Source organism: Enterobacter sp. RHBSTW-01064, from assembly GCF_014103035.1.
Classification (GTDB): Bacteria; Pseudomonadota; Gammaproteobacteria; order Enterobacterales; family Enterobacteriaceae; genus Enterobacter; species Enterobacter mori.
Genome location: NZ_JABXOU010000001.1, coordinates 469,255 through 481,063, shown reverse-complemented (window position 1 = coordinate 481,063; position 11,809 = coordinate 469,255). Strand labels below are relative to the sequence as shown.

At 51.6% G+C, this 11,809-nt stretch carries 13 protein-coding genes; 11 read left to right on the top strand and 2 right to left on the bottom strand.

Features of this window, described 5'->3' with window-relative positions:
- Positions 1 to 125: 125 nt before the first annotated feature.
- From HV355_RS02230 to htpX, 4 genes are all read left to right on the top strand, one after another.
- Entirely contained in the window at positions 126 to 623 is a 498-nt protein-coding gene (locus HV355_RS02230) for a GAF domain-containing protein (RefSeq protein WP_010432639.1), read from the top strand.
- 96 nt (positions 624 to 719) lie between these two features.
- A complete protein-coding gene (gene proQ, locus HV355_RS02225) occupies positions 720 to 1,406 on the top strand; it encodes an RNA chaperone ProQ (protein ID WP_182400779.1) in 687 nt (228 codons plus the stop codon).
- Between the two features lie 19 nt (positions 1,407 to 1,425).
- Positions 1,426 to 3,474 carry a carboxy terminal-processing peptidase gene (gene prc, locus HV355_RS02220; RefSeq protein WP_182400778.1) on the top strand — a complete coding sequence of 683 codons (2,049 nt, stop codon included), beginning with the start codon at positions 1,426 to 1,428 and terminating at the stop codon, positions 3,472 to 3,474.
- Positions 3,475 to 3,667: 193 nt separating this feature from the next.
- Positions 3,668 to 4,549, top strand: coding sequence for a protease HtpX (htpX, locus tag HV355_RS02215; protein WP_010432647.1), 882 nt, complete (start codon positions 3,668 to 3,670; stop codon positions 4,547 to 4,549).
- 51 nt (positions 4,550 to 4,600) lie between these two features.
- Here htpX and HV355_RS02210 read toward each other — a convergent pair whose 3' ends face one another.
- Positions 4,601 to 5,974, bottom strand: a complete 1,374-nt coding sequence (locus tag HV355_RS02210; protein WP_182400777.1) for an MFS transporter — start codon at positions 5,972 to 5,974, stop codon at positions 4,601 to 4,603.
- Between the two features lie 178 nt (positions 5,975 to 6,152).
- Between HV355_RS02210 and kdgR the strand changes: the two genes are divergently transcribed.
- Positions 6,153 to 6,944, top strand: coding sequence for a DNA-binding transcriptional regulator KdgR (gene kdgR, locus HV355_RS02205; protein WP_010432655.1), 792 nt, complete (start codon positions 6,153 to 6,155; stop codon positions 6,942 to 6,944).
- Positions 6,945 to 7,008: 64 nt separating this feature from the next.
- On the opposite strand, the gene HV355_RS02200 is transcribed toward kdgR, so the two are convergent.
- Positions 7,009 to 7,248 carry a YobH family protein gene (locus tag HV355_RS02200; protein WP_182401216.1) on the bottom strand — a complete coding sequence of 80 codons (240 nt, stop codon included), beginning with the start codon at positions 7,246 to 7,248 and terminating at the stop codon, positions 7,009 to 7,011.
- A gap of 159 nt (positions 7,249 to 7,407) precedes the next feature.
- On the opposite strand from HV355_RS02200, the gene mgrB reads away from it, so the two are divergent.
- The 6 genes from mgrB (at position 7,408) to ftsI (ending at position 11,759) form a co-directional block, all read left to right on the top strand.
- A complete protein-coding gene (gene mgrB, locus HV355_RS02195) occupies positions 7,408 to 7,551 on the top strand; it encodes a PhoP/PhoQ regulator MgrB (RefSeq protein ID WP_089598207.1) in 144 nt (47 codons plus the stop codon).
- Between the two features lie 74 nt (positions 7,552 to 7,625).
- Complete coding sequence (locus tag HV355_RS02190) at positions 7,626 to 7,916, top strand: YebO family protein (protein WP_010432660.1); 291 nt, start codon at positions 7,626 to 7,628, stop codon at positions 7,914 to 7,916.
- 23 nt (positions 7,917 to 7,939) lie between these two features.
- A complete protein-coding gene (locus tag HV355_RS02185) occupies positions 7,940 to 8,929 on the top strand; it encodes an MBL fold metallo-hydrolase (RefSeq protein ID WP_182400776.1) in 990 nt (329 codons plus the stop codon).
- A 527-nt stretch (positions 8,930 to 9,456) separates the two neighbouring features.
- Complete coding sequence (locus tag HV355_RS02180; protein ID WP_052302290.1) at positions 9,457 to 9,600, top strand: DUF2627 domain-containing protein; 144 nt, start codon at positions 9,457 to 9,459, stop codon at positions 9,598 to 9,600.
- A gap of 12 nt (positions 9,601 to 9,612) precedes the next feature.
- A complete protein-coding gene (cspE, locus tag HV355_RS02175) occupies positions 9,613 to 9,822 on the top strand; it encodes a transcription antiterminator/RNA stability regulator CspE (RefSeq protein WP_001062678.1) in 210 nt (69 codons plus the stop codon).
- Positions 9,823 to 10,040: 218 nt separating this feature from the next.
- Positions 10,041 to 11,759: a peptidoglycan glycosyltransferase FtsI gene (gene ftsI / locus HV355_RS02170; RefSeq protein ID WP_182400775.1), complete on the top strand. Its 1,719-nt coding sequence runs from the start codon at positions 10,041 to 10,043 to the stop codon at positions 11,757 to 11,759.
- Positions 11,760 to 11,809: the final 50 nt, after the last annotated feature.

Sequence of the window (11,809 nt, the reverse complement as noted above, 5' to 3'; positions counted from 1 at the left end):
GCACAAAAGTGTATTGTTGAAAGTTATATTAACTCATGAATTGATTCATCTTGAGCATGAGCGCATTTAATGCTTATTTTAATAGGCTATGCGGTAATTTTGTAAGACAACTAAGTGATTGAAGAATGAGCAAAACAGAATTCTACGCGGATCTCAACCGCGATTTTAAGGCATTGATGGCAGGTGAAACCAGCTTCTTAGCCACTCTGGCAAATACAAGTGCATTATTGTTTGAACGGTTGACCGAGGTTAACTGGGCCGGTTTTTACCTTCTGGAAGGTGAAACACTGGTGCTGGGGCCTTTCCAGGGAAAACTGGCCTGTGTGCGTATTCCGGTCGGACGCGGCGTATGCGGTACCGCGGTGGCCACCAACCAGGTTCAGCGCGTGGAGGATGTTCACGCTTTCGACGGCCACATTGCCTGTGATGCGGCAAGTAATTCTGAAATCGTACTGCCGCTGGTGGTAAAAAATCAGATTATTGGCGTTCTGGACATCGACAGTACGGCTTTCAGTCGCTTTACGTCTGAAGACGAGCAGGGCCTGCGCGAGCTGGCGGCGAATCTCGAAAACGTTCTGGCAGCAACCGATTATCAAAAATTCTTTGCGAGCGTCGCAGGATAATCAACGGATAACGTAGCAATTACTGATAGCGTCATTATAATGTCGCCTGTTCATGCCTGCGCGAGTTGGCAACGTCCGTTGTAATCAGGAAATTTCATGGAAAATCAACCTAAGTTGAATAGCAGTAAAGAAGTTATCGCATTTCTGGCCGAGCGTTTTCCTCAGTGCTTCAGCGCTGAAGGTGAGGCTCGTCCTCTGAAAGTCGGTATCTTTCAGGATCTGGTCGCGCGCGTTGAAGGTGAGATGAATCTCAGCAAAACGCAGCTTCGCTCTGCCTTACGTCTTTATACGTCTAGCTGGCGTTACCTGTACGGTATCAAACCGGGTGCAACCCGTGTTGATCTCGACGGCAACCCTTGCGGCGAACTGGATGAGCAGCACGTTGAACATGCGCGCAAGCAGCTGGAAGAAGCCAAAGCACGCGTTCAGGCACAGCGTGCCGAACAGCAAGCGAAAAAACGCGAAGCCGCTGCGGCAAATGGTCAGGAAGATGCGCCTCGTCGCGAGCGTAAACCGCGTCCAGCACCGCGTCGTAATGAGAATAACGATCGCAAACCGCGTGCAGACAAGCCAGCAGCTAAAACCCCACGCGCGCCTCGTGAAGAGCAGCGCCATACCCCAGTTTCTGACATTAACGCACTGAGCGTCGGTCAGGCTCTGAAGGTCAAAGCGGGTAACAATGCGATGGACGCCACCGTACTGGAAATCACCAAAGACGGCGTTCGTGTGCAGCTGACTTCTGGTATGTCAATGATAGTACGCGCAGAACACTTGTTGTTCTGAAACGGAGGCCAAGCCTGGCATGAACACTTTTTTTAAGCTCACCGCGCTGGCGGGCCTGTTTGCTATAACAGGTCACGCCTTCGCTGTGGACGATATTACGCGTGCTGATCAAATTCCGGTATTGAAGGAAGAGACACAGCACGCGACGGTGAGTGAGCGCGTGACGTCGCGCTTTACTCGTTCGCACTATCGTCAGTTCGATCTCGATCAGGCCTTTTCGGCCAAAATCTTCGACCGTTATCTGAACTTGCTGGATTACAGCCATAACGTATTGCTGGCCAGCGACGTCGAACAGTTCGCTAAACGTAAATCCGACGTGGGTGACGAACTGCGCTCCGGTAAGCTGGATCTGTTCTACGATCTGTATAATTTATCGCAAAAGCGTCGTTTTGAACGTTATCAATACGCGCTGAAAGTGCTGGAACGTCCAATGGACTTTACCGGCAACGACACCTTTAATCTGGATCGCAGCAAAGCGCCATGGCCTAAAGACGAAGCCGAGCTGAATGCGCTGTGGGACGGAAAAGTTAAATATGACGAACTGAGCCTCAAGCTCACCGGCAAAGACGAGAAAGAAATTCGTGAGACCTTAAACCGTCGCTACAAATTTGCCATCCGTCGCCTGGCGCAGACCAACAGTGAAGATGTTTTCTCCCTGGCAATGACGGCGTTCGCCCACGAAATCGATCCACATACCAACTATCTTTCCCCACGTAACACTGAGCAGTTTAATACCGAAATGAGCCTGTCTCTGGAAGGTATCGGCGCGGTGCTGCAGATGGACGATGACTATACCCTGATCAACTCCATGGTGGCTGGTGGCCCGGCCTCCAAAAGCAAAGCGATTAGCGTAGGCGATCGCATTGTCGGTGTTGGTCAAACCGGACAGAACATGGTCGATGTGATCGGCTGGCGTCTGGACGATGTGGTTGCGCTGATCAAAGGGCCGAAAGGTAGCAAAGTTCGCCTGGAAATTCTGCCTGCAGGGAAAGGGACAAAAACCCGTATCGTCACCCTGACACGCGAACGCATTCGTCTTGAAGACCGTGCCGTCAAAATGTCGGTGAAAACTGTCGGTAAAGAGAAAGTCGGTGTTCTGGATATCCCTGGCTTCTACGTTGGTCTGACCGACGACGTGAAAGTGCAGCTGCAGAAGCTGGAAAAACAGAACGTTAGCAGCGTGATCATCGATCTGCGCAGCAACGGCGGTGGGGCGCTGACCGAAGCGGTTTCCCTGTCGGGTCTGTTTATTCCGTCTGGCCCGGTTGTTCAGGTTCGTGATAACAACGGTAAAGTGCGTGAAGATGCCGATACCGATGGTGTGGTCTATTACAAAGGCCCGCTGGTGGTGTTAGTCGATCGCTTCAGTGCGTCTGCTTCTGAGATCTTTGCCGCGGCAATGCAGGACTATGGCCGTGCGCTTATCGTCGGTGAGCCGACCTTTGGTAAAGGCACCGTTCAGCAGTACCGCTCTCTGAACCGTATTTACGATCAGATGCTGCGCCCGGAATGGCCTGCGCTGGGCTCCGTTCAGTACACCATTCAAAAGTTTTACCGCGTGAACGGTGGCAGTACGCAGCGTAAAGGCGTGACGCCGGATATCATGATGCCAACGGGCACCGAAGAGACCGAGACGGGCGAGAAGTTTGAAGATAACGCGTTGCCGTGGGACAGCATCAATGCTGCGACGTTCGTGAAATCTGGCGACATGACTCAGTTTGGTCCTGCGTTGTTGAAAGACCATAACGAACGCATCGTGAAAGATCCTGAATTCCAGTATATCCTGAAGGACATTGCGCGTTTCAATGCCCTGAAGGCGAAACGGAACATTGTTTCTCTCAATTACGCTCAGCGTGAAAAAGAGAACAATGAGGATGACGCAACGCGTCTGGCGCGTATCAACGATCGCTTCAAACGTGAAGGTAAGCCTCTGCTCAAAAAACTGGACGATCTGCCAAAAGATTACCAGGAGCCGGATCCGTATCTGGACGAGACGGTGCATATCGCCCTCGACCTGGCGAATCTGCAAAAAGAGAAACCCGCAGTGCAACCGGCACCTGCAAAATAATCCCTCAACAGGCACAAGACATTGTGCCTGTTTTTTTTAGTTCTGCTTCCTCTCGTCAAGCTGCTCTTCAATTGTGTAAAGTTGTGTCTTTCTGGTGACTTACACCCCTCGAATCCTTGAAAATAGCCACAATACCCATACGATGTGGGTAATCGCATAGTGCGTTTTGTTAAACAGAGGTTAAAAGAAAATTATGATGCGAATCGCGCTCTTCCTGCTCACCAACCTGGCGGTTATGGTGGTATTCGGGCTGGTGCTAAGCCTGACAGGAATTCAGTCGAGCAGCGTTCAGGGTCTGTTGATTATGGCGCTGCTGTTTGGTTTTGGTGGCTCATTCATCTCACTGCTGATGTCGAAGTGGATGGCGCTGAAATCAGTCGGTGGTGAAGTTATCGAGCAGCCACGTAACGATATGGAACAGTGGCTGATGAACACGGTGGCTCAGCAGTCAAAGCAGGCAGGCATCGCGATGCCTCAGGTTGCAATTTACCATGCACCGGACATTAACGCCTTCGCAACGGGGGCACGTCGTGATGCGTCTCTGGTTGCCGTCAGCACCGGTCTGCTGCAGAACATGAGCCGTGACGAAGCCGAAGCGGTTATCGCTCACGAAATCAGCCATATCGCGAACGGTGATATGGTGACCATGACCCTGATTCAGGGCGTGGTGAACACCTTCGTGATCTTCATCTCTCGTATCCTGGCGCAAATCGCGGCAGGCTTTATGGGGGGCAACCGCGACGAAGGTGAAGAGAGCAACGGAAACCCGCTGATCTATTTCGCTGTTTCGATGGTACTTGAGCTGGTGTTCGGTATTCTGGCAAGCATCATTACCATGTGGTTCTCACGTCACCGTGAATTCCACGCGGATGCAGGCTCTGCAAAACTGGTAGGGCGTGAGAAGATGATTGCTGCGCTGCAGCGTCTGAAGACCAGCTACGAGCCGCAGGAAGCGAACAGCATGATGGCCTTCTGCATTAACGGTAAATCGAAATCACTCAGTGAGCTGTTTATGTCTCACCCGCCGCTCGATAAACGTATTGAAGCGCTGCGCAGTGGCGAATACTTGAAGTAACGCGAAGACACCGAAAAAAGCCGGGCTGGAGAGTACTCCGCCCGGCTTTTTTTATGCCTTCACGCCGGGCTGGGTGACCCGAAGTCCGCTGATTATGGCCGCGAGGGTTGCAAGGAACCCTGCGGTCAGGAGCGCAACGTGGTTACCGTTCTGCCCGGCAAGGTTAAACATCAGCGCAACCAGTGCTGCACCGGTACTTTGACCCAGCAGACGTGCCGTGCCGAGCATGCCGCTGGCTCCCCCGCTGCGATGACGCGGTGCGGAAGTGATAATGGTGTGGTTGTTCGGCGACTGGAACAGACCAAAACCCGCACCGCACAGGATCATGCGCCAGATGATATCCAGATCCGTAGGCGATGGGGGAAGCAGCGCCAGGGCAAACAAGCCGGTTGCCATCACCGCCAGCCCGATTGCACCCAGCAGTCCGGCATGCACGCGTTCGATCAAATACCCGGCCAGCGGCGCCATCACCATCGTCGCCAGCGGCCATGGCGTTAACAGCAGCCCGGTTTCAACCTCAGAACGACCGACCACACTCTGCAGGAAGAAGGGCAGGGAAACCAGCGCCAGCATCTGGGCACAGAACGAGCAGATCGAGGTGCAAATAGACAGTGAAAAAAGGGGAATACGCAGCAGGTCTACCGGCAACAAGGGTACCGGCAGTGCAAGCTGGCGACGCACAAAGAAAAAGCCTACAACCAGCAGAGCGGCAAGTTCAGCGCCGGTAAGCGCTAACGACTGACCCTGAGCAAACCCGCTCAGAGCAGTAATCAGCAGGCCAAAGGTCAGGGCATTCATTACCGCACTGGGCAGATCAAAGCGGGGCATGGTGCTTTTCGGGCCATTACCAGGGAGATAGCGCAGGGCAAAGACGATCGCGATGATGCCGAGCGGCACGTTGATGGCGAAAAGCCATTGCCAGGAGGCGACTGAAAGAATGGCCGCCGCAATAGTCGGTCCGGCGGCAGAAGAGACCGCGACAATAAATGAGTTGATCCCCATACCGCGTCCTAAATGGCGCTGAGGGTAGATTAAGCGGATCAGCGCGGTGTTGACGCTCATCAGCGCCGCGCCGCCAAAACCCTGGGCAATACGGGCTATCGTCAGGGTATGCAGCGTATCTGAAAGGGCGCAGAAAAGTGACGTCAGGGTAAAAACCACCAGCCCGCACTGATAAACCCGGCGATAGCCGAACATGTCGCCCAGAAAAGAGAATGAGAGCAGCGAAACCACAATGGCTATCTGATAAGCGTTGACGATCCAGATAGAACTGGCGGGGGAAGCCTGCAGATCGCTGGCAATCGTTGGCAGGGCAACGTTAGCAATGGCACCGTCGAGAACGGCCATGGAAATGCCGATGATAATCGTCGCAATAGCGCCGTAACGCTGGGGCAAAGGCAGACCATCGGAAAGGATTTTTTGCATTTTGAGTGAATAGCTCGGTAGGAAATTATTCTCAGGGTAACTATTTTAGCACTGTTAATTCCGTTTTATGTCGCAGATTTGTAACGAAGTAAACGAGGATTGATTGCAGCTAGCATGACGGGAATTTATAATAAAAACCGGTTCTGATTTTTATAAAACACTCTCTATGAGGTGATAAATGGCAATTGCAGATTTGGATAAGCAGCCAGATTCTGTTTCTTCCGTGCTGAAGGTGTTTGGCATCTTACAGGCGCTCGGAGAAGAGCGTGAAATTGGTATTACAGAGTTGTCGCAGCGTGTGATGATGTCGAAAAGCACCGTTTATCGCTTTTTGCAAACCATGAAGTCACTGGGCTATGTTGCGCAGGAAGGCGAATCTGAAAAATACTCGCTGACGCTGAAGCTGTTCGAACTGGGTGCCCGTGCCCTGCAAAACGTTGATCTGATCCGCAGTGCGGATATTCAGATGCGTGAACTTTCTCGTCTGACAAAAGAAACGGTCCACCTTGGCGCACTGGATGAGGACAGCATTGTTTACATCCACAAAATTGATTCCATGTATAACCTGCGCATGTATTCGCGCATTGGTCGCCGGAACCCGCTCTACAGTACCGCTATTGGTAAAGTACTGCTGGCATGGCGCGACCGTGAAGAGGTGGAACAGATCCTCTCTGGCGTGGAATACAAACGCAGCACGGAGCGTACCATTACCACCACCGATGAGCTATTAGCGGTGTTGGATAAAGTGCGTGAGCAGGGTTACGGTGAAGATAACGAAGAACAGGAAGAAGGGCTGCGCTGCATTGGCGTTCCTGTGTTCGACCGCTTCGGTGTTGTTATTGCTGGCCTGAGTATCTCGTTCCCGACGCTGCGCTTCTCCGAAGAACGCCTGCATGAGTACGTGGCTATTCTTCATACTGCCGCGCGTAAAATTTCTGAGCAGATGGGCTATAACGATTATCCGTTTTAACCCCGGCAGGGATAAAAAAAACGCCGCATTTGCGGCGTTTTTCATGGATGCGGTTCAGCGATATTTAGCCGTTATCAATTACAACGGACGATTTACGCAGGACGGGGCAGTTGGTCAAACCGATGATCCCACTGTCCGAGTGGATGTACTGCGCAGTACTCATGCCCTGGGCTGTCAGATATTTACACTTGATACCTAAACCTGCGGCGTTTTCGGTGCTCCCCACAAGCACGCCATATCCGGTTAACAGAAGACCAATCCAGAGAACGGCCAGTGCAATAATAGTTCGAATGATTAAATGCATCATTGCCTCTTTATCGTTGTTGTCATGCATTTAGCCTAACCTGTTTACTCAGTGAAACAAGTGCACGATTCCGAAAAGAGTTTGATGAGGGTACAGTTAGACGCTGTTTAAGATAGCCGTGATAACCTGGCTGCCTCGGGTCATAAAACGGAGAGTGGAGTGAAAAAAATACGCTGGGTAATTCTGGTTATCGTGTTGGTGGCATGTGTGGTGCTGTGGACACAGACTATCAACGTGATGTGCGATCAGGATGTACAGTTTTTTAGCGGCGTTTGCGCAATCAACAAGTTTATTCCGTGGTAAGACGCATTTTTTCCTAAGGTCATTTCCTTCCTTCGCGCCAGTGGTAAAATGGGCGTTTTTATTGAGGTGGTGAAATGGGTGAGTTAATGAATTCAGGGCTGCTAAATCTGGCATCCCTGATGGTCTCGTTGGTTATTCTGGTCGCTGGACTGGTCATTTGGTTTTTCGTCAACCGTGCCAGCTCGCGCACGAACGAGCAAATCGAATTGCTTGAAGCGCTGCTCGATCAGCAAAAGCGCCAAAACGCGCTGCTGCGCCGTCTGTGCGAAGCAAACGAACCAGAAGAGAAAGAAGCCCCTAAAGAAGCGGTCGTCGCAGACAAAGAAGACGAAGACGACTTTATCCGTCTGGTGGCCGAACGATAACCTGTTGCTCGCGGGAGGTGGCCGTGGTCTGGAAAAATCCCTGGTATGACCCCTCCCGGATCCATCACACGCCGAATGGCTTTCGCAATACTGCACCTGTAGGACATCAGCCCGGCGATGTTGAGCGCTGGCGTAAGGCGCGGAAAGCGGCAGGTTTACCTAAACCGCCTGCGCTGGGATATGACGTTTTCATACGCCAGTGGTGGCAGCCTGTTGAGCTGAAACAGCCACAAGGCGACGGGGTCTGGTGGCTTGGACACGCGAGTCTGCTGGTGCAGATAGATGGCAACACCATTCTGACCGACCCGGTCTTTTCGCGACGCGCTTCTCCGCTTCCTTTTGCAGGACCGGTGCGCAAAACACCTCCTGCACTGTCTGTTGAACAACTTGTGCAGCTTGATGCAGTGGTTATTTCGCATAATCACTACGATCATCTCGACGATGCAACCATTCGCCGTATCCTGAAACGTTTTCCAGACGTAATGCTGTTTGTTCCCTTAGGTCTGGCAGACTGGTTTCGCCGTCGCGGAGCCAGGCACATCGTACAACTCGACTGGTGGCAGAGCATAACCTGGCAGGGAATCACCCTGACAGCCGTTCCGGCGCAGCACTGGAGTATGCGTACCCCCTGGAACCGGAATCGTTCATTATGGTGTGGTTGGGTCTTTGAGGGACGAAAGCACCGCTTTTGGTTCAGCGGTGATACGGGCTATTCGCCGGATCTGTTAACGATACCCGAACGTCTGGGCAAAATTGACGCCGCCGCGTTGCCGATTGGCGCCTATGCACCAGAATGGTTCATGGCGGTCCATCACATGGACCCGCAATCTGCCGTGGCGCTATGGCAGCAGCTCGGCCAACCCCTGGCCTTTCCCATCCATTGGGGCGTGTTTGAACTGGCAGATGAATCCCTTGATGAACCCGTCCTTGCGTTAACTCAGGCACTGAATAATGTAGCACCGGTTAATAATTCCTTCAGGATACTGAAAATTGGCGAATATTTATCCTTTTAAACAATGCGCGCAATAGTTGCATATATTTTGTATTTATAGTCCTTCAGGATTGTTTTATTTTTATCGAAACGTTTTGCTTGCCTTGTTTTGAGGCAGAGTCATAAAAATTTCATTATTTTGGTGCATCATAGTCTTTATTCACTGGTGATTTTTAATGCAGTGTCAGTATGTTTATTAACACCAAATGTGCATTGTCCTATTCCCAATGCGTTGGAATGTTTTGAGCATAAGTTTTCACAAAATGTTCTAACGCAATCAAGGTTCTAAAGAAAGTTACCCCTGAATCTGGACGGCAAGAACAGTATGGTCTATGGTAAAAAAGTCTTAGATAACAGCGCTTGCGGTAATAGCGCAGTGGCGGTGTAAAGAACACACGTTGTCCATGATCGTTGCGCATAAGTGTGCAGATCATACCAGGGCAGTGTTTGAATTTGTGCGGCGGATCGAGACACGTTTAAAAATGGCTTGCCATATTAATCGTTGTGTGTGATAACACGTTTTGGGTCAAACGAGGTACAGTTCTGTTTATGTGTGGCATTTTCAGTAAAGAAGTCCTGAGTAAACACGTTGTCGTTGAATACCGCTTCTCTGCCGAACCTTATATTAGTGCCTCATGCAGTAATGTCTCAGTTTTATCTCAGTCAAGCCTGCGGGCTAAGAAAACACTCTAAGGAATTTTGCAAATGGCAAAGATTAAAGGTCAAGTTAAGTGGTTCAACGAGTCTAAAGGTTTTGGTTTCATTACTCCTGCTGACGGCAGCAAAGATGTGTTCGTACACTTCTCTGCAATCCAGGGTAATGGCTTCAAAACTCTGGCTGAAGGCCAGAACGTTGAGTTCGAAATTCAGGATGGCCAGAAAGGCCCAGCTGCAGTTAACGTAACTGCTATCTGATCGAACCACTGCTGACTGAAGTGCCTGGCGCTTCAATCTCAGATATAAAGCCTCGCGTATCGCGGGGCTTTTTTATTCCATTATCTTTCAAAATATTACCATTCCTCTTCTTGTTAGTAACTTGTTGCAAAGCTACGAGGTTATTAGCATAGTTTCCTCTCCTTCAGATCGGTTTTTCCCGTTAAATCAGGGCGTTGATCAACAGCCCTGAGGCTCAGGTGAAAAAGAAAACCATAATGACCACCGGAAACTTTACTCCGGCGCGTTTTGCTCTGCTTTGTTTTGCTATTTTTTGCAGTCTGGCTTTTTTGCTGGGGCGGGTGGCTTGGCTGCAAATCGTTAAACCTGACAACCTGGTTAAGCAGGAGGACATGCGCTCGCTGCGTGAGGTCGCCATTGATGCTCCGCGCGGAATGATCGTGGACCGCGAGGGAAGGCCGTTGGCGGTGAGTGTGCCTGTCCGTGCGGTATGGGCCGATCCTAAAACGGTACTGGCAAAAGGTGGTGTAGGGTTTGACGACCGCTGGCAGGCGCTGGCCAATGCGCTGCATCTCTCTTTGAGCACGCTGTCGTCGCGAATAAACAGCAGTCCGCAGGGACGGTTTATTTACCTGGCCCGTCAGGTCGATCCTTCGCAGGCGCAGTGGATAGACAAACTCAACCTGCCGGGCATTAATTTACGCGATGAATCCCGCCGCTTTTACCCTGCGGGACATGTGGCGGCCAATCTTATTGGCTTTACCAATATCGATGGACAAGGAATTGAAGGTGTCGAGAAAAGTTTCAATACCCAGTTGATGGGCAAGCCTGGCGTCCGACAGGTGAGGGAAGACCGCTATGGGCACGTTGTTGAAAATCTGACGGAAGTGGCACCCGTGCCTGCCCATAACATTCAACTGAGTATTGATGAGCGTCTGCAAACTATCACTGAAGATGCGCTCGATAATGCGGTGGCGTGGAATAAAGCCGAGTCGGGGGCGTCGGTATTAATCAATATCCAGACGGGCGAAATTCTTGCGATGGCAAGCTATCCGGATTTTAACCCCAATAATCGCGAAGGGGCGACGTTAAACGATTTCCGTAATCGTGCGATAAGCGATACCTTCGAACCGGGTTCGACCGTCAAACCGCTGGTGCTGATGACGGCGCTGCAGCAGGGGCTGGTACAGCCGGACAGCGTGATTGACACCCACCCGTACATGCTTGACGGGCACCGTATCCGCGATGTGGGTTACTACCCGGAACTGACGATGACCGGCATTCTGCAAAAATCGAGCGATACGGGCGTGTCACGCCTCTCTCTTGCGATGCCGGTCCAGCATCTTATTGATACCTACAGAAACTTTGGTTTCGGCACAAACACTGGCCTTGGCTTAACGGGGGAAAGTGCGGGGCTATTACCACAGCGTAAATTCTGGAGCCAGCTCGACAGGGCGACGTTTGCATTCGGCTATGGCCTGATGGTGACGCCGCTTCAACTGGCGCATGTTTACGCCACTATCGGTAGCTTTGGTCTTGAGCGTCCACTCTCTATTACCCGCATTGATCCTCCCGTTATGGGCCACCGGGTGATGTCAGAGGCGATTGCGCATGAAGTCGAACATATGATGGAAAGCGTTGCGCTGCCGGGTGGCGGCGGTGTTAAGGCCGCAGTACGTGATTATCGCGTGGCGGTGAAAACCGGGACGGCGAAGAAGATTGATGACAGCGGGAAATATGTCGATAAATATGTCGCCTATACCGCTGGCGTTGCGCCTGCCAGCGATCCGCGCTTTGCGCTGGTGGTGGTCATCAACGATCCTCAAAACGGCGCCTACTACGGTGGTGCCGTCTCCGCGCCGGTGTTCAGCGAAATTATGGGCAACGTGCTGCGTCTGGAGAATGTGAGACCGGATGGCCTACCGGCGGATTCTGACCACCTTATCGTCATGCGTTAACCCTGGCGTTTATAAGACGGGCGAATAGCGGTACACTTCGCCCTTTAGTT